Origin of the sequence: Dolichospermum sp. UHCC 0406 (assembly GCF_009712025.1) — a bacterium.
Taxonomy (GTDB): Bacteria; Cyanobacteriota; Cyanobacteriia; order Cyanobacteriales; family Nostocaceae; genus Dolichospermum; species Dolichospermum lemmermannii.
This window is the reverse complement of sequence record NZ_VILA01000017.1, coordinates 67,003-84,277: the sequence shown is the minus strand read 5'-3', so window position 1 is coordinate 84,277 and position 17,275 is coordinate 67,003. Positions and strand designations below refer to the sequence as shown.

18 protein-coding genes are annotated in these 17,275 nt (G+C 36.8%); 12 read left to right on the top strand and 6 right to left on the bottom strand.

Going from position 1 to position 17,275, the window contains the following annotated elements:
- Positions 1–61: 61 nt before the first annotated feature.
- The 4 genes from FJR09_RS16465 to FJR09_RS16450 all read left to right on the top strand — a co-directional run bounded on the left by FJR09_RS16465 (position 62) and on the right by FJR09_RS16450 (position 3,793).
- Positions 62–991 carry an energy-coupling factor transporter transmembrane protein EcfT gene (locus tag FJR09_RS16465; protein ID WP_015078383.1) on the top strand — a complete coding sequence of 310 codons (930 nt, stop codon included), beginning with the start codon at positions 62–64 and terminating at the stop codon, positions 989–991.
- 246 nt (positions 992–1,237) lie between these two features.
- Positions 1,238–1,954 (top strand): Uma2 family endonuclease, encoded by a 717-nt coding sequence (locus FJR09_RS16460; RefSeq protein WP_015078382.1) that lies wholly within the window; start codon positions 1,238–1,240, stop codon positions 1,952–1,954.
- A gap of 84 nt (positions 1,955–2,038) precedes the next feature.
- On the top strand, positions 2,039–2,770 hold the full coding sequence (locus FJR09_RS16455; protein WP_168652386.1) for a hypothetical protein: 732 nt from the start codon (positions 2,039–2,041) through the stop codon (positions 2,768–2,770).
- 186 nt (positions 2,771–2,956) lie between these two features.
- Complete coding sequence (locus FJR09_RS16450) at positions 2,957–3,793, top strand: DUF4351 domain-containing protein (protein ID WP_015078380.1); 837 nt, start codon at positions 2,957–2,959, stop codon at positions 3,791–3,793.
- An 89-nt stretch (positions 3,794–3,882) separates the two neighbouring features.
- Here the strand turns inward: FJR09_RS16450 and FJR09_RS16445 are convergent, their stop codons facing one another.
- Positions 3,883–5,019: a cob(I)yrinic acid a,c-diamide adenosyltransferase gene (locus FJR09_RS16445; RefSeq protein WP_015078379.1), complete on the bottom strand. Its 1,137-nt coding sequence runs from the start codon at positions 5,017–5,019 to the stop codon at positions 3,883–3,885.
- A gap of 274 nt (positions 5,020–5,293) precedes the next feature.
- On the opposite strand from FJR09_RS16445, the gene fraC reads away from it, so the two are divergent.
- The 5 genes from fraC (at position 5,294) to FJR09_RS16415 (ending at position 10,115) form a co-directional block, all read left to right on the top strand.
- Complete coding sequence (fraC, locus tag FJR09_RS16440) at positions 5,294–5,839, top strand: filament integrity protein FraC (protein ID WP_015078378.1); 546 nt, start codon at positions 5,294–5,296, stop codon at positions 5,837–5,839.
- 36 nt (positions 5,840–5,875) lie between these two features.
- Positions 5,876–6,886 (top strand): septal junction protein FraD, encoded by a 1,011-nt coding sequence (gene fraD, locus FJR09_RS16435; protein ID WP_168654129.1) that lies wholly within the window; start codon positions 5,876–5,878, stop codon positions 6,884–6,886.
- 20 nt (positions 6,887–6,906) lie between these two features.
- Complete coding sequence (locus FJR09_RS16430) at positions 6,907–7,686, top strand: ABC transporter permease (protein WP_168653477.1); 780 nt, start codon at positions 6,907–6,909, stop codon at positions 7,684–7,686.
- A gap of 83 nt (positions 7,687–7,769) precedes the next feature.
- Positions 7,770–8,420: a phosphoribosylglycinamide formyltransferase gene (gene purN, locus FJR09_RS16425; RefSeq protein ID WP_168653478.1), complete on the top strand. Its 651-nt coding sequence runs from the start codon at positions 7,770–7,772 to the stop codon at positions 8,418–8,420.
- A 252-nt stretch (positions 8,421–8,672) separates the two neighbouring features.
- Positions 8,673–10,115 carry a phosphoglucomutase/phosphomannomutase family protein gene (locus FJR09_RS16415; RefSeq protein WP_168654128.1) on the top strand — a complete coding sequence of 481 codons (1,443 nt, stop codon included), beginning with the start codon at positions 8,673–8,675 and terminating at the stop codon, positions 10,113–10,115.
- Positions 10,116–10,424: 309 nt separating this feature from the next.
- Here FJR09_RS16415 and FJR09_RS24780 read toward each other — a convergent pair whose 3' ends face one another.
- The 3 genes from FJR09_RS24780 to FJR09_RS16405 form a co-directional block, all read right to left on the bottom strand.
- Positions 10,425–10,586, bottom strand: coding sequence for a hypothetical protein (locus FJR09_RS24780; protein ID WP_158310497.1), 162 nt, complete (start codon positions 10,584–10,586; stop codon positions 10,425–10,427).
- A 289-nt stretch (positions 10,587–10,875) separates the two neighbouring features.
- The gene (locus tag FJR09_RS16410; RefSeq protein WP_015078373.1) at positions 10,876–11,874 is read right to left on the bottom strand and encodes a metal ABC transporter solute-binding protein, Zn/Mn family; all 999 of its coding nucleotides are present in this window, start codon (positions 11,872–11,874) and stop codon (positions 10,876–10,878) included.
- Positions 11,875–11,980: 106 nt separating this feature from the next.
- Positions 11,981–12,253, bottom strand: coding sequence for a hypothetical protein (locus FJR09_RS16405; protein ID WP_015078372.1), 273 nt, complete (start codon positions 12,251–12,253; stop codon positions 11,981–11,983).
- Positions 12,254–12,256: 3 nt separating this feature from the next.
- Between FJR09_RS16405 and FJR09_RS16400 the strand changes: the two genes are divergently transcribed.
- Positions 12,257–12,475, top strand: coding sequence for a hypothetical protein (locus FJR09_RS16400; protein WP_083881412.1), 219 nt, complete (start codon positions 12,257–12,259; stop codon positions 12,473–12,475).
- On the opposite strand, the gene FJR09_RS16395 is transcribed toward FJR09_RS16400, so the two are convergent.
- Positions 12,369–13,712, bottom strand: coding sequence for a Mur ligase family protein (locus FJR09_RS16395; RefSeq protein ID WP_015078371.1), 1,344 nt, complete (start codon positions 13,710–13,712; stop codon positions 12,369–12,371). The genes FJR09_RS16400 and FJR09_RS16395 overlap by 107 nt on opposite strands.
- A 312-nt stretch (positions 13,713–14,024) precedes the next feature.
- Between FJR09_RS16395 and FJR09_RS16390 the strand changes: the two genes are divergently transcribed.
- Both FJR09_RS16390 and petE read left to right on the top strand, forming a co-directional pair.
- Positions 14,025–14,618, top strand: coding sequence for a thylakoid membrane photosystem I accumulation factor (locus FJR09_RS16390; protein ID WP_015078370.1), 594 nt, complete (start codon positions 14,025–14,027; stop codon positions 14,616–14,618).
- A gap of 300 nt (positions 14,619–14,918) precedes the next feature.
- A complete protein-coding gene (gene petE / locus FJR09_RS16385) occupies positions 14,919–15,338 on the top strand; it encodes a plastocyanin (RefSeq protein WP_015078369.1) in 420 nt (139 codons plus the stop codon).
- A 173-nt stretch (positions 15,339–15,511) separates the two neighbouring features.
- Here the strand turns inward: petE and FJR09_RS16380 are convergent, their stop codons facing one another.
- Positions 15,512–17,020, bottom strand: a complete 1,509-nt coding sequence (locus FJR09_RS16380) for a UbiD family decarboxylase (RefSeq protein WP_168653070.1) — start codon at positions 17,018–17,020, stop codon at positions 15,512–15,514.
- Between the last annotated feature and the right edge of the window lie 255 nt (positions 17,021–17,275).

The window sequence follows — 17,275 nt, the reverse complement described above, 5'->3', positions numbered from 1 at the left end:
GAGTTTTATTTCTGGGTGGCTTACTGACAACTGACAACTGACCAATGACAACTGACAAAATATGGATTTATTGCGATCGCTTCCTCTCGGACTTTACTTAGAAGAACCGCAAACTTGGTTACATAAACTCGACCCGCGAGTTAAGTTAATTTGGTTATTGAGCTTTCTGAGTAGCTATATTGTCGCTAATAACTATTGGCGGGTATTATTGGTATTACTGCTAATTACTTTTACTGTATTTGCCAAAATTCCTCTGCGAGTATGGCGACAACAAATGGGCTGGTTGTTGATATTATCATTTATGGTATTAGTCATTGCCTCCATTAGTCCTGATGGATTAGGTGTAAGTTATCAGTCTCGCTTACCTGCAAATGAACAAATCCTCACCCAACCAATAAGTGAGAAAAAGACCCAAGTTACCCCAGTAATAGCAGATAGTCATAAAAAATATAGCTATGTGCTATTTAATAAAGGATTTGTGAAAGTAAATCGCCGTTCTTTGGATTTGGCAATTAGCTTGAGTACAATAGTTTTTACATTAATCTACAGCACTAATTTATATTTACTCACAACTGCACCAGAAGAAATTACTTCGGGAATGGAAAGTTTAATGCAGCCGTTGAGAAGGTTCAATATTCCCGTTACAGAAATTACCCTGACGTTAACTTTATCTTTGCGGTTTATTCCCCTAGTTTTAGAAGAAATCCAAAACCTAGTGCGTTCGGTAATGACTAGGGCAATTAATTGGAAAAAGCTAGGATTAAAAGGAGGGGCAAAAGTTTGGTTAATTGTGACTGAGAGATTATTAGAAAATCTGCTTTTAAGGGCGGAACAAATGGCAAATGCGATGATGGTAAGGGGTTTTACTAGTCCCAATGAACATCGAGTTAAATGGCAAGAGTTAAAGTTAATAACAGGGGATTGGTTAGCGATCGCCACTTTAATGATATTTTGGGTAATTAGAATAGCCTTTGGTGCTGATGTTTCTTAACTGATATTATTGATCACCCAGAAATACTGGGTGAGGTAATTGATTATTTTTTAGTGCTGAAAATGGTAGTAAACATCATTAACATCCCACCTACCAAAATAATCATTGCTAATCCTCCAGTCACTAAATCCAAAGTATTATTGTCTATGGTCATATTATTCATGCTCCTCTAAATTATAAATCCACCTGCGTGGGTTTAAAGACACTGTAAACACACAATAAAGTATATTTTCCAGGAATACTACTATGTATCAAACAGACCCACCCCGTTCACCCCAAGAAGTGTTACCAACGATGTATGATCTCAAAAGTGAAGATCCAGAGGAGAAAGGTTTGCCTGATCAATTTCATTTATTACAACCTCGTTTATTAGACGAAACTTTTAATTCTCCTACCTATCCTAGCAACAAAATATTTACCGCTAGTGATCTGAACCTCTATTATGATCCTCATCATCCCACATGGTACAAAAGACCAGATTGGTTTGTATCTGTGGATGTTTCTCCTCTTTATAAAAATGGTGATTTACGTTTAAGTTATGTAATTTGGCAAGAGGGAATTACTCCTTTTATTATAGTTGAATTACTATCACCAGGAACTGAAAAGGAAGATTTAGGACAGACTTTGCGGAATGTGGAAAAACCGCCTACAAAATGGGAAGTTTATGAACAGATTTTAAGGATTCCCTATTATGCTATTTTTGACCGTTACAAGTATGAGTTTAGAATGTTTAAATTAGATGGTGGTCGTTATGCGGAAATAGATTTATCATCATCAAATTCTCGTTTTTGGATACCAGAAATAGAATTAGGTTTGGGAGTTTGGGAGGGAACTTATAATAATATTCAGCAGCCTTGGTTACGCTGGTATGATATTTCTGGTAATTGGGTTTTGACTCCAATAGAACAAAAGGAAAGGTTGATAGAACAGTTAAGAAAGTTGGGTGTTGAACCTGATATTTAATTTGTCTGAATCAGGATTTACAGGATTTAAGGATTTTCAGGATTTAATAAAGTTATTAATCTCAATGATTTTATGATCTAAAAGATGTCATTAACTCTTCAGTTGGGAATTAGGCATATAACCGTAGAAAAACTTCAAGCAGGATCGGAATTTGTAACCATCTTCGGTAAAATTTTGTATAATGCAAATAATACAACTTTTCGAGCTATATGTAAGATGATCATAAGTTTCTATATGCAGAATGGTGGTAATAGAGAAAATATCTCACATCTTCTACCTTACATTTTAGGTGATAGTCAAGAAAATTGTGTTTTTTACTATTATCCTGATAGAACATTTACAACTACCAATGATAGTTTTAAAATATTACATCAACTCTTTATTAAAGGAAGTTCCACAGAAAAAATAATTTATGGATATGTTGAGTTATTTAGTACATTTAAATTTTTAGTTTTACTATCCAATGACTATATCGGTAATGATTTTTGTAAAGAATATTCTTTTGATGTTATGGAGCGAGATAAAATAGAATCAAATATAAATATTGATTTATGCAAAAATAGCATTTCAGAAATTAAAGAATCTCAGCAAAAAAATATTAATAAATTCAAAAATGCCTTAGATGAATTGAGGTTTTTCATAGACCAGAAGCAAAGTGAAGAACATATTAGTAATATAGTTCAAACAAGTATTGAGAATGTATTTAAAGGCATTGAAGAAGGTTCAACTATTAATGAGGATGATTACATACGATTGATTGATAATTTTTTAGAAAAATTTGCTCATTTTTTAAATTTTAAAAATAGGAATTTCTAAAATACTAAAGAAGAAACTTTGGAATAGAAATTTACTTAACAAAATTATGAAAATTTCAATCTTGTTTACCTAGCGTTACCTATAAATCCTCAAACCCTAAAAACACAACTCAAACAAACATCCTGTAAATCCTTAAATCCTGGATATCCTGATTCTGACAATTTGACAATTTAACTTTATAACCCTATGAGTTTTGACAACGTTTGTAAACTACTAGCAGAAAAATATCCCTTTGATTTTGCTAAATGGTTACTTCCCCAAGAACCAAAAACCATCAAAGTCTTAAAAACCGAATTGAGTATAGAACCAATTCGCGCTGATTTTGTCACCTTCCTACAAACAGAAAATCGCATTTTACATATTGAATTTCAAACCAACCCACAATCTAAACCTCCCATTCCTTTTAGGGAGTTAGACTATTCAGTGAGATTAATCCGTACATATCAAGTTCCTGTAACCCAAGTAGTGATTTTCTTACAAGAAACAGATGATCCAATTGTTTTTACTGAAGAATATGTTAACGAAACAACCAGACACCGTTATCGTGTGATCAGAATGTGGGAAGAAGAACCAGAATTATTTTTGCATAATCTGGCATTATTACCATTAGCACCATTAACCCGGACAAATTCACCCCAAGGTTTATTATCCCAAATTGCTAATAATGTTGCTAAAATTGCAGATAGGGAGACTAAACAGGATATTGCAGCTTACACAGAGATTTTAGCCGGGTTACGGTTTGAAAAAGATTTTATTCGTCAATTGTTAAGTGAGGATATTATGCAAGAATCAGTAATTTATCAGGATATTTTGCAGAAGGGAGAAGGAAAAGGAGAACAAAAAGAGGCAGTTAAATTTTGTCTAATGTTACTTAATCAACGCTTTGGACAACTTGATTCTGAAATACTTGAAAGAGTAAAAGTCTTATCGGTTGAACATCTAGAAAATTTAGGTGCAGCGTTGTTTAATATTTCCGAAATTGCTGATTTAGTAACTTGGTTAAATCAAGAAGATCATCATTAATAGTGATTTTTGGGTTGGGTTTTCTCAATCCAAACAAAAACTAAAAACTAGATCCCCGACTGCTTTAAGAAGTCGGGGATATTATCGGTTTAAAAATCAACCCCCCGTTTCAATTCCACACCTTGATTTGCGTAGTGTTTATGACAATAAACCTCAGAGTGAATACTAGCCAAATCAAAATAAGCCGGTTGATTTTGACAGCGCCCAGTAATAATCACTTCCGTATCACGGGGTTTACGTAACAAAGCTTGAACAATGGGATCAACAGGTAACAATTCTAAATCCACAGTGGGATTGAGTTCATCGAGGATAATAGTTTTATACACACCAGAAGCGATCGCAATTTTGGCAATTTCCCAACCCCTCTCCGCTTCTATATAGTCTAAATCTTGACGAGAATTCCGCCAAACAATGGCATCACGTCCACACCGTTGATGATCTACCACTTCAGGATAAGATTGCTGTAAAGCCGCTATAGCTGCATCCTCAGTATAGCCACTCCCACCTTTGAGCCACTGCATAATTAATACACGGGTAGAACCAGGATGATTGATACCTCTCCCAATAGCTTGCAAAGCCTTACCCAAAGCACTGGTAGATTTACCCTTACCTGCACCTGTATAAATTTCAATCCCTTCAATAAAGAGTTCTGCGGCTGTGGGGTGGTGGTGGGGTTTCATTTCCGAATGCAAATCCGCAATATCTAACAATGCTTGTGGTGCAGCGCGTCCAGTCGTAATGATTTCCAATTCTTGGGGTTTAGATTTTAACGTGTTTACCACTTCCTCCACCGATAACAAACCCAAATCCAAAACCGGGTTAATTTCATCCAAAACAACTACTGAATACAACCCGGAAGCGATCGCACCTTTGGCTACATCCCAGCCCCGTGCAGCCTCAGTTCGATCAAAAGGTGTAATTTGATCATGGCCAAAAAACTCCGCTCTTCCTGTGCGAACCTGATCAATAAGATGGGGAAACCCTCGCTGTAAAGCAGTTATCGCTCCATCTTCATCATAATCCCGTTCTGGACCCTTCAAAAACCGCAGCAATAAAACCCGGCTAGAATCACTGGGTGTATTAATGCCCAAACCAATCGAGCGCAAAACCACTCCTAAAGCTGCTTGGGACTTACCTTTCCCAATACCATCATAGACGTGAATTTGACCCGTAAGCCGCTCAGAACGCACTTGCGCTGTGCGAATACCGATACCGTTCCTTGTCATATTTTGAAAAGCTATAAAGTGGCAATTCCTTATCTTAACGAAACTAGAGTCTAGAATGTGCGGTTTTTTATCTGCGTATTACAGTTTGATAAATGTATAATATAATTATCTAAATATCTTGGCGCACTCAGATCATAAATGTCAGAAGAATGAGATAATTGCCGATTATCCGTATTCTTTCAGTTATACTCTGTACAACTAATCCCCAGATCCCCGACTTCTTCAAGAAGTCGGGGATCTAACTAACTCCTAAAATCTCCTTGTTGTTACCATTATGTCTGATGAATTATCACTACCTATAATTTTGCCCATTGGGGCGATATTTTTTGAGATATTATTCTTACTAATTGCCATTCCCCTAGAAGCTTATATTCTGAATAGATGGCTGAAGTTTGATAAAAGAACCAGCATTTTTTATGCTATAGCCTTAAATGTTTTCTCGAGTGTAATTGGCTGGATTGTGTTTTTCACAGTCGAACCAATATTATCTATCGCTATCAAAAAAGAATTGATTAATTATGTATTTTTTAATAAACTTCAAGATCCTAGCATTGGCACAATGATAGTTTTATTGTCATTTACTATTTTCATAGCGACTTTTCTAGTGAAATTTTTACTAATGAAGATCCTCATAATTTTTATGGGAGAAGGAGGAAAAAAAACAGAAACAGAAATCATTTCTTCACAGCAAAGAGCCAGTTATATGAATATGGCTAAGTTGCAAAATACTAATTTAATAACTGCAACCTTAATAGCCAATTCACTCAGTTACACTGCCATAACCTTCATTATCCTAATTCGCTCGCTCTCGATAAAATGATCAATATTCATCATTGCATTAATTAGAGGTAATCTCATGAACTTTTTATTGAAGGAAATACGTGGCATATTTAAATATATTCAGGATTTATTTGCAGGAGTGCAAAAATTTCTGACACCTGCTAAAGCATACTCGTGGCAAACATTAATTTATTTGAGTATTTTTTCTTGGGGAATATCATATTTTGCCCTAGGGTATATCAAAGATATTATTGCCTTTTGTGGTTGGCTATTTTTATTAGCAGGAACAGCTTGGTATACTACCGATGATCCTTTAAGAGTTCCGGGAACTTTTATGCCAGTGGGGGCAGTAACAACGGGATTTTTAGTGAGTATCTTTGCTTTTGGACACAAAGAAGGTGTATTAACACCGAATACGATAGTTATTTGGCCAACAATAGCTGCCATAGTTACAGCCATACCTAATTTCTTTGAAGGTACAGGTGGAAAATTAGCAAAAGCCAAACTTCCTAAATTACAAGATCGTCAAAAAGTTGTAGTTTTATTAGCTTGGTGTATGCTAATTAGTTGTTGGCTTCAGTTTTACTTTGTCATAGATAAATGGTTAAAAGAATATCCTAGTTTACGAGCAGATAATTTTCAAAAAAGTGCTTTTGTGATTAGATTAGAACGACCAGCCAAAAAGCCGAAAACTGGTGATTTGATCTTAAATAAATTGCAACCTTTAGTTAATCAACAAATTGCCAATAAACCTTGGTCAGAAGTGGAAAAATGGTTACTAGAAGCTAAACCGCGACTAGGAAACTTGGGGAGAAGAACGATTAATAGTAATTTAGGTCAATCTCAAGAAAGGCTATTATGGCGAGTTGAACCCCGTGTAGTCAATATTAAATCTGGATATAGACTAGATATTTTGACAATTTGGGGGGGACCTGGCGCCAACTCTCAAGGATATTACTGGAAAAAATCTTGTTTGATAGAACCATCTAACTCTGGTAAACAAACAGATAATAAAAACACCATTGCCCGTCTGACTTGCGATCGCACAAGTAAATTTATCATGGGTTCTCCACCAGCACAACAATAAGGAAGAAACAAGCAATTACTATGAATGTAATGAGAACTGTCGTCATGGCTAAGAATGTATTTCAGGAAGTGATCCGCGATCGTATTCTGTACATCATCGGTTTTTATGCCATTATCCTGGGTATTGCCTTCCGTGCCATTCCCGAATTTACTGTCACTGCTTTTGATAAAATCTTTTTAGACTTTGGTTTGGCAACCATGAACGTCATTGGTTTAATTGTGGCTATATTTATCGGCACAGGATTAGTTAACAAAGAAATCGAAAAACGGACTATCTTAGTATTAATTGCCAAACCCATCAGCCGCAGTGAATTTATTGCTAGTAAATATTTAGGGTTATCAGCAGTTATCGCTGTCTTAATTACCGCAATGACAATAATTTATTTAGGATTCTTACAACTTGGTCAAGTATCCTATCCGGTTACTAGCATTTTTCTGGCTACGCTATTCATCTTTTTTCAATTATGTTTAATTACTGCCGTAGCCATTACTTTGGGCATTTTTACCAGTTCACTGATAGCCACAGCCCTAACATTTGCAGTGTATTTAATGGGGAATATTACTCAAGATCTAGTGGCATTAGGTAAATTGAGTCAGAACCCCGCTATGGAACGCATTACCCAAAGTTTATATCTAATTTTGCCAGATTTATCTAGATTAGATTTAAAAAATGATGCTGTTTACGGTTTGCAAGCACTACCTGATCCAATTACATTAATTACCAATGCGGGATATGGTTTGCTTTATAGTTTTATGTTGTTAGCGATCGCTATTCTTATCTTTTTAAGACGAGAATTTTAAATAACAAGATCCCCGACTTCTTAGAGAAGTCGGGGATCTGAAAATCTCGACTTTCAAAAATTTTGTGAAAATAATTATTGTCTATGATTTACGATTCCCCACTAAATACTACTGATAGTCTCATTTATCCTGATATTTATCATCACCAAGTTTCCTCGAATCAGCCTTTGAAACTAGGAATTATGGCTTCTGGGAATGGTAGTAACTTTGAAGTAATTGCCCAAGCCATTGCCGATGGTAAAATTAACGCCCAAATTCAAGTTTTAATTTACAACAATCCTGATGCGAAAGCAGCCGTCAGGGCTGAAAATTGGGGTGTAGAGTCTGTATTGTTAAATCATCGGGACTACAAAAATCGTCAAAAATTTGATCATAAAGTTGTCCAAACATTACAGCAGTATAATGTAGAATTCGTGATTATGGCGGGATGGATGCGATTAGTCACACAAGTTTTAATTGACGCTTTTCCTAATCGGATGATTAATATTCATCCTAGTTTATTACCGAGTTTTAAGGGCGTGCAAGCTGTAGAACAGGCTTTGGTTGCTAAAGTCAAAATTACGGGCTGTACTGTACATCTTGTTTCTTTAGAAGTTGACAGTGGTGAAATTTTAATTCAAGCGGCTGTTCCGGTTTTACCAGATGATACATCAGAAACACTACACGCGAGAATTCAAATCCAAGAGCATCGGATTTTACCAATGGCAATTTCTCTCTTGAGTCAAAGGGAATAGACAATTGACAACTGACAACTGACAACTGTACGGGCGAAGCATTTGGAGAACTATTTTTGGCAATGACCGATAATTTATCTTCCAAATGCTTCGCCCCTACTAACAACTGACAACTGTACGGGCGAAGCATTTGGAGAACTATTTTTGGCAATGACCGATAATTTATCTTCCAAATGCTTCGCCCCTACTAACAACTGACAACTGACAACTGACTAATGCTAGAATCCTGAATTAGAAATTTAGGATATTTTTATGTCAGTTGTAACTAACCCAATCAAGTTTGGTACAGATGGTTGGAGGGGTGTGATAGGTGAGGAGTTTACCTTTGAACGTCTGGCATTAGTCGCAACCGTAGCAGCCAAAGTTTTACATAATACTTACTTTTCGGAAGTAGGTAGCAGGACGATTATTGTTGGTTATGACCGCCGATTTATGGCAGAAGAGTTTGCCCGTGTGGTTGCCAATGCCGTCACCGCAGTGGGTTTTGATGTCCTGTTTAGCGAAACTTTTGCCCCAACTCCAGCTTACAGTTGGGCGGCTAAAGAACTCAAGGCGTTAGGGGCATTAGTTGTGACAGCTAGTCATAATCCTGGTGCATATTTAGGATTAAAAGTTAAAAGTGCTTTTGGTGGTTCAGTACCACCGGAAGTTACTCAAGAGATAGAGGCTTTATTATCAGAAAAAGTTGCCCCAGCAGCGATTCCAGGTAAGGAAAAAACCTTTGATCCTTGGCCGAGTTATTGTCAAGCATTGGCGGCTAAAGTTGATATTGACAAAATCAAAGAAGCGATCGCAACTGGCAAGTTAACAATATTTGTGGATGTCATGCACGGGGCAGCGGCTGGGGGATTAGCCCGATTATTAGGGGAACAAGTTAAGGAAATTAATAGCGATCGTGATCCTCTATTTGAAGGTGGTGCGCCTGAACCTTTACCAAAGTATCTTTCCCGACTATTTACAGTTATGAAAACCCATCGGCAAACCCATAAAACCGGTTTAACTGTGGGTTTGGTATTTGATGGAGATTGCGATCGCATTGCGGCAGTAGATCAAGATGCTAATTTCCTCAGTTCCCAAGTCTTAATTCCCATTTTAATTGACCATTTAACCCTACGGCGGAACTTTCAGGGCGAAATCGTCAAAACTGTCAGCGGTTCGGACTTAATGCCCCGTGTAGCCGCATTACACAACCTTTCTATCCATGAAACAGCAGTAGGTTATAAATACATTGCTGACCGAATGTTAGCCACCCAGGTATTACTAGGTGGTGAAGAATCCGGTGGCATTGGTTATGGTAGCCATATTCCCGAACGCGATGCTTTATTATCGGCACTTTATGTATTAGAAGCAGTTGTGGAATCAGGGTTAGATTTAGGTGAATATTATCGCTATTTACAACAACAAACGAACTTTTCATCCAGCTATGATCGCATTGATTTACCTTTAGCAAATATGGAAGTTAGAGGGCGACTATTAAAACAGTTGCAATCCCAACCTTTGACAGAAATTGCGGGTAAAGAAGTCATTGGTTGTCAAACAATTGATGGTTATAAATTCCGTTTGGCTGATCAAAGTTGGTTAATGATTAGATTTAGCGGAACTGAACCAGTTTTACGTCTTTATTGTGAAGCCGCAACTCTGGAAGAAGTTCATAAAACTCTAGCTTGGGCAAAAAATTGGGCTGAATCCAATTAATTAATAACTTCAATTCCTAGTCGGTTTTAACCGACTTTAACTATGAGACGGGGAATTTATTCCCCGGATAAATGGCTATTTTGTAAGATGTTATTTGGGTATTTTATCGGGTTTTGGTGATGGGTTGGGGACTTTATTGCGATTTATCTAGAAACGGGTTTTAATCAATTTCCTCTCTTAATTACTTTTTTTTCAATCACTAATTATGATGAATAGTTACTAGAAGACTGATGCAAATTTAACCCGACAATATTAGTTTTGACTTTTGACTTTTGACTTTTGACTTCCGCCCTGCGGTACTAGGCTATTTTATCGCCTATTTTTCCACATTAACAACGGGTGCATTTTGCAAATAATTACGCACATTAAAATACGTTTGACCTCCTGAACTTTGATAATTTGGCTCTCCAACTGTACGCTCAATGTTAAAGCTGTTAATCCCAATGCGGTGCAGAATGATTGTAGATTCATGATTTTTGAGTCCTTAATTAAAAAGTTGATATTGATTGTAAAAATGTAGTCAAAATGTAGGTTGGGTAGAGCGATAGCCAAACCCAACACAGTTAGAACTTTGTCGTTTACAAATGTTGGGTAACATACGTCAACCCAACCTACTATGGTTGAACAGTTGCGCGTAAACTATAATTACCAGTTTCCCCTCTTTGTGAAGATTTGGCAACTAAGCGTAGCATTACTTATGACAGCAGCTTAGTGATTAGACGTAAGTAGCAAATATTTTGTTTCTATGGAAATCCAGTAGCTATTTATTTCGAGAATTTTTCGGCTCAAATTTCAAATATGTTCCTCCCAATCCTTCTACAATTATTCTTGTATTAGCAGTCATCATTTTCTGATAGGTTTCTCCGTCACTTCCTGCTTCACCTAGTCCGTCAATATAAAGTGGTCTTTGAGAAACCTTTACTTTCGCTGCTGTCGCTACAGGTGCGAGTAAATTAGAATTGGTATTTGTATCTGCAAAAATTGTTGGTACTTGAGCTTTTTGAATATCTCTAACCAAATTCATGACTTTTGGATCTGTCAATTTTCCTGTATTTTTGACATTACCTAAATTGACTGAATAGGGAATATCATAAGCTTTGACATAATAAATCATGGCTGAATTTGTTGTCACTAATTTCCGATTTTTATCGGGAATACTAGCTAATCTGCTTTTAATCCAACTATTAATTTGATTAATTTCTTTAGTTACTTTTTTGGTATTTCTATTATAAATATTTTTATTTTCTGGTGCTAATTTAACTAAACTACTATTAATTATTTCTACCATTTTGATAGTATTAATAGGATTATGCCAAACATGAGGTTCAATAATTTGCTTACCGTTTTTTCTAATTTGGATGGAATTTACACCCATAGTTTTAGCAACGGCAATTTTTAATTTAGGTTTTTTAATCTCTTCAATAATTTTAATTAAACCTGGTTCAAAATTATCACCATGATACAATACTAAATTAGCATTTTTAATGGCTTGATTATCTTCTGGAATGGGTTTATAATTTATAGGATTTATCCCAGGAGGAATTAAACAAATCAGATTAATTGTATCTCCAGCAACTTGTTTTGTTAAATCGCAAATTACGCTATTAGTTGCTACGACAAACGGTAAATTATTATTAATATTTTTATTAGTGGTATTATATGTTGTATTAATAGGTTTATTTCCACATCCAGATAAACCCACCATTAAACCTAAAATGGTAGTTTTCAATAAATGTGTAGATAGTTTTTTTGCTGACATAATTGATTGTAATTGATGAATATATTAAAAAGTCCAGAAATAATTATATAAAGTAATAAAGACACAGACTTGCTGTGTCTTGTAAAACATTTATTGTTCTAATTTATTAAATTCCAGCCATAGGTAACTTACCTTGTAATTTCTGTAAATTAGCTTGAACACAATTAGTGCAATTGCAACCAATTTGTTGTATTACAGAATGTGTGATGCTATTTATTTGCGGTGTAGCTATATCAAAATTTGCTTGATTAGATGTCACCACAATCATTTGGACAGCGGGTGCAGCTTTGAATTTGGAAGCGTGTGCTGGGTTAACTACCAATAGCAGAGATGCTAAAAACATAGGAAAAGCCAGCAAAATCAGTTTGACTATTTTCATAAGTTGTCAGTTGTCAGTTGTCAGTTGTCAGTAGGGGCGAAGCATTTGGAAGATAAATTATCGGTCATTGCCAAAAATAGTTCTCCAAATGCTTCGCCCGTACAGTTGTTAGTTATTAGAGGATTTTTCTACCAGTCAATACTTCTCGGACTTCTAGCATGGCTGAATAGGTGGGGAGAATGTGTAAAGTTTCATTCACTGGTGTATGCTCTAGAGCAGTAGCGATCGCTTGCTGCAAATTTGACTCTACAATCAGATTGATGTCACTGTCCAGAGATTCCTGACTATAACGCAGACGTAAAGCCATATCATACACGCGATCGCCACTGACAATCAACGTTCCACCCCGTGCTACTAACTTTTCTGTATCCACATCCCAAATCCATGATACATCAGTACCATCTGGGGTTCTGTCATTCAACACCAATAAAGTAGTTTTATCGGTACTTTCAGTGACGACGCGAATAGTTTCATTTGTTCCTACAGGGTTTTTTGATAATAAAATTCTTACCCGTTTACCATCAATTACCAAATCTTCTGCACGACCAAAAGCAGCTTGAAAATTATTAATTCCATCTCTAATACTAACTTCATCAACTCCTAATTCTTTTGCTGCTGTGGCTGCGGCTAAAGTATTATATTTATTGTACAAACCCACAAGAATTTGTGACCATTCCTGGCTTAATAATGCGGGTTGACTTTTAGTAAAACCACAACTAGGACAAGTAAAATCTCCCAAATGGGACAAATAAACCCCTTGATAATCTAAAGCATGACCACAGCTAGGACAATAAATAGAATCCACAGCATGAGGAATAGCTTCTAAATAATTTTCAGGTTCATTTAAACCAAAGAATAAAACCTTTTGGGGTAACTGTTGACCCAAATAGGATAAAGTCGGATCATCAGCATTGGGAATAACTACAGTTGTTGTTGGTAAAGTAGCAATCACCTTAGTCCACCGCTTACTAATACTATCCACTTCCCCATATCTATCCAACTGGTCACGGAACAGATTTAAACAAAGAATAATTCGAGGTTGTAGCGGTTTTAAAACCTTGGGAACTATATTTTCATCAACTTCCAAAATTGCATAATCTACATTCAGGTTTCCTAGCAGATTCGCATTATCTATCAAAGCCGTTGCTAACCCATTTTCCAGATTTGCACCTGTAGAATTATGGGCAATCCGAAAGCCCTTCCGTTCTAAAATGGTGCATAATAGTAAAGCAGTAGTCGTCTTCCCATTTGTTCCCGCAATGAGAATTATCCCATTTTTCACTTGCTGACTCAATAACTCCAAAATTCGGGGTTCTATCCGTCGCGCAATCGAACCGGGTAAAACACTAGCAGCACCAAGACGCAGTGACCTCACCAAAAACGTGACACTTTTGGCCATTGATACCGCAAAACCCAAGCGGAGTCTATCTATAACTTTTATTTTCTTACCTACAGTCATGATTTATAAATAACCTATAATTGCAAAAAGAATTTCATCCGTATTTATCTGCGTTTATCTGCGTTTATCTGCGGTCAATTATTCCAGAAATCTTATTCTATAGAACTTCATCTTCATTTCGTGTAAGTTTAACTAATTAGAAAAGATAGCATCAAAATGAGTATAGTCTCACTAACAAATAATTTTTTCTCTGAAAACACCAGTAAAGGTTATCTTAAAAAATAGTGCGTGGGTGTGATTATTATCCAAACCAGTTAACATCAGTTCAGCACAAACTCACAAAAAATAGTAGCAAAGACAAGGTTTCTGTTAATGAATAGCATAAAGTGGCTTTTTTTACAAACTCAAATAATTACTAACGGTCGCCAGTTAGTGTCAAAATGCTTATTGCTGCTTGTTTGTCTATTCGTAATTAGTATGCAGCCAGCATTAGCAGGTATTAAAGATGACCGATATGATGGCAATATTTTTGTAATTTATGCTGGTAATGGTTCTCTAGTTCCTTCCAAAGAAACACTAGCTCAGACATTAGCAGAACATAAACCAGCGATAGTGACATTCTACACTGATGACAGTAGCGATTGCAAAAAATATGCGCCGGTTGTTTCCGAAATGCAAGCATTCTATGGCCGCGCAACAGAAATCATTCCTATCAGCGTTGATACTCTTTTAGCTGACAAAACCTATCAACCCACAGAACCAGGATATTATTATGGAGGAAGTGTGCCTCAAGTTGTAGTTTTTGACCAGTCGGGTAAGGTAGTTTTCAATAAAAAAGGTCAAGTCCCTTTTGAGGAAATAGACGACAAATTGAGAGAAGTATTTGACTTATTACCCCGCACTGAGTCAGTCGAGTTAAAACGACGTTCACCGAGAGAATTCAGTAGTCAGTTAGAAGATCAATAGATATCTCCAAAAATTAAATGTGCGTTTCCTAGAACCCTTGTAGAGAGGTTCTATGGAACGTCTAACTCTCTCTAAGGAACGCAAATTTAGTAACCTGCAATTCTGATTTGACCGAAACTAGTGCGTTACTCTTTGCTTTAGCGCAGTCATTCTCGCAGATATTTGCATACCCTATTTTGGTAATTTAAACTAACCTTTAGGAAATTTAGAAAAATAAATATATGACAGGTTGTCATATTTGGCATTGATTGTATTTAAAATGAGATCAGAAAAATAAACATACTTCCACAGGAGAGAACCATGAAATCTATCGCAGCAACTTTGCGACGCTTAAGCCTAGCTGTATTAACAGTTATTGTAATTTTCGGTAGCTTTGCTGTATTTACCCCCACTGCATCTGCGGAAACATATACAGTTAAGCTAGGTAGTGATAAAGGCTTGTTGGCTTTTCAACCAAAGCAGTTGACTGTTAAGCCTGGTGACACTATTGAATGGATAAACAACAAAGTTCCTCCCCACAACGTTGTATTTGATTCTGCTAAAAACCCCGCTCATGACAAAGCATTAGCGACAGCTTTATCCCATACAAAGTTATTACTAAATCCCGGACAAAAACAAACAACCACTTTTCCTGCTGACGCTCCTGCTGGTGATTATACCTTTTATTGCCAACCCCACCGTGGTGCTGGCATGGTTGGTAAAATCACTGTTGAAGGCTAATATATAGCTATTAACCATCCCTGTGAATAGATGGGGATGGTAAAAGCAATCCTTTTGATAGACAATAAAGACATAAAAATACTTTTATAATTGTAGATAAAATGGTTATGTTCTCCAAATTTTCAATTTTAAAAAAATACTCCCCTCCTGATAGAGAAGGGAAAGTGTGGGTATTACTTCATATCATAACCAAACAAATTCGGATCAACTTCTCCTAATTGTAAATCCGCTAAACCGTATTCTTGCCAGCGTCTTTCTACCATTGCAGCTATATCAATATCTGATTTTAATGGTTCACCCCATTCATGTTCTGTTTCTGGAGGAATTTTTGTAGTGGCATCTATGCCCATTCTCCCACCTAACCCTAATTTCTCACTAGCAAAATCTAAAGTATCAAAGGGAGTATTTGGTAAAATAAATACATCTCTGGTAGGATCAACTTTAGAACTTATTGCCCAAACGACTTGACGAGGATCACGAACATTGATATCTTTATCAACGACAATCACAAATTTAGTGTAGGTAAATTGTGGTAACGCACTCCAAAACGCTAAAGCTGCTCGTCGTGCTTGTCCAGGATAGGCTTTATCTATGGAAATAATTGCGGCTTTGTAACTTAACGCTTCCATTGGCAGGAAAAAATCAACTATTTCTGAGACCTGTTGCCGTAAAATGGGGGTGTAAATCCGATTAAGAGCGATCGCCATCATGGCTTCTTCTTTCGGTGGCAAACCGCTAAATGTGGTAAGATAAATTGGGTCTCTGCGGTGTGTCATGCACTGAAACCGCACCAAAGGCGAATCTTCCACACCGCCATAATATCCCATGTGGTCGCCAAAAGGTCCATCGGGTAAAACTTCCCCCGGTGTAATTGTCCCTTCTAAAACAAACTCGGAATCTGCGGGAACTTCCAAATCTACGGTTTTACATTTGGCTAAGTTGACTCCCGAACCGCCATACAATCCAGCAAATAACCACTCTGATAAATCTACAGGAATGGGTGTGGCTGCTGCCATAATGATTAAAGGATCAACACCCAGAGCGATCGCAATCTCTAACTTTTTACCACGTTCTGCTGCTTTCCGCAAGTGTCTTGCCCCACCCCGCACCGATAACCAATGTACGGTCATTGTATTTTGAGATTGTAGCTGTAACCGATACACGCCTACATTGGGGATTCCCGTCTCACAATCCTTGGTAATTACCAATCCTAGCGTAATAATCTTTCCGGCATCTCCCGGATAAGGACGTATTAAAGGTAACTTATTTAAATCTAAATCATTCCCTTCAATTACCACTTGTTGACAAGGGGGAAAAAAGTCCCTTCCCGGTTTGGCTTTGATTACGTCAAACAGCACTTTACCAAAATCTATGGCTTGGGAAATCTTTTTGGGTGGTTTGGGTTGCTGAAGCATACTCAGCTTCTTTCCCAGGGTTTCCAACTCCTCTGGTTTTTCCATGTTCATAGCCCAGCATATCCTTTCCACTGTCCCCATTAAATTTACCGCAACGGGGAAAGATGCACCTTTGACGTTTTCAAAGATTAAGCCTGGACCACCTTTTTGCAGCATTCGGTTGGAAATCTCTGCAATTTCCATATCTGGGTCAACTAAAGCCGAAATTCGCTTTAATTGTCCTTTTTCTTCTAGAATTTTAATGAATCCCCGTAAATCTCTCGCCATTGTTTTGTTTTAATTATTAAGAAGTGTAAAGCTATTGTTATTTTAGTCTTCATTCAGATGATTTGACTTTTTAGTACAAATATACTATAATGGAAGAAATATGGATTTTCCTCACACAGAGTCGCAGTGAACCAGCGCTGTAGAAGGGTTTCCCTCCGTAGGCGACTGGTGAACCCTAAGAGGATGTTTTAAAAGTTTTTAATGTGTAAACAGACCCCTCTCCAAACCTCTCCCCTACCAGGGGAGAGGCTTTAA

Excerpts from the sequence above, each read along its gene's own strand:
- FJR09_RS16465 (WP_015078383.1), top strand. The coding sequence starts at position 62 with ATGGATTTATTGCGATCGCTTCCTCTCGGACTTTACTTAGAAGAACCG.
- FJR09_RS16460 (WP_015078382.1), top strand. The coding sequence starts at position 1,238 with ATGTATCAAACAGACCCACCCCGTTCACCCCAAGAAGTGTTACCAACG.
- FJR09_RS16455 (WP_168652386.1), top strand. The coding sequence starts at position 2,039 with ATGTCATTAACTCTTCAGTTGGGAATTAGGCATATAACCGTAGAAAAA.
- FJR09_RS16450 (WP_015078380.1), top strand. The coding sequence starts at position 2,957 with ATGAGTTTTGACAACGTTTGTAAACTACTAGCAGAAAAATATCCCTTT.
- FJR09_RS16445 (WP_015078379.1), bottom strand. The coding sequence starts at position 5,019 with ATGACAAGGAACGGTATCGGTATTCGCACAGCGCAAGTGCGTTCTGAG.
- fraC (WP_015078378.1), top strand. The coding sequence starts at position 5,294 with ATGTCTGATGAATTATCACTACCTATAATTTTGCCCATTGGGGCGATA.
- fraD (WP_168654129.1), top strand. The coding sequence starts at position 5,876 with ATGAACTTTTTATTGAAGGAAATACGTGGCATATTTAAATATATTCAG.
- FJR09_RS16430 (WP_168653477.1), top strand. The coding sequence starts at position 6,907 with ATGAATGTAATGAGAACTGTCGTCATGGCTAAGAATGTATTTCAGGAA.
- purN (WP_168653478.1), top strand. The coding sequence starts at position 7,770 with ATGATTTACGATTCCCCACTAAATACTACTGATAGTCTCATTTATCCT.
- FJR09_RS16415 (WP_168654128.1), top strand. The coding sequence starts at position 8,673 with ATGTCAGTTGTAACTAACCCAATCAAGTTTGGTACAGATGGTTGGAGG.
- FJR09_RS24780 (WP_158310497.1), bottom strand. The coding sequence starts at position 10,586 with ATGAATCTACAATCATTCTGCACCGCATTGGGATTAACAGCTTTAACA.
- FJR09_RS16410 (WP_015078373.1), bottom strand. The coding sequence starts at position 11,874 with ATGTCAGCAAAAAAACTATCTACACATTTATTGAAAACTACCATTTTA.
- FJR09_RS16405 (WP_015078372.1), bottom strand. The coding sequence starts at position 12,253 with ATGAAAATAGTCAAACTGATTTTGCTGGCTTTTCCTATGTTTTTAGCA.
- FJR09_RS16395 (WP_015078371.1), bottom strand. The coding sequence starts at position 13,712 with ATGACTGTAGGTAAGAAAATAAAAGTTATAGATAGACTCCGCTTGGGT.
- FJR09_RS16390 (WP_015078370.1), top strand. The coding sequence starts at position 14,025 with ATGAATAGCATAAAGTGGCTTTTTTTACAAACTCAAATAATTACTAAC.
- petE (WP_015078369.1), top strand. The coding sequence starts at position 14,919 with ATGAAATCTATCGCAGCAACTTTGCGACGCTTAAGCCTAGCTGTATTA.
- FJR09_RS16380 (WP_168653070.1), bottom strand. The coding sequence starts at position 17,020 with ATGGCGAGAGATTTACGGGGATTCATTAAAATTCTAGAAGAAAAAGGA.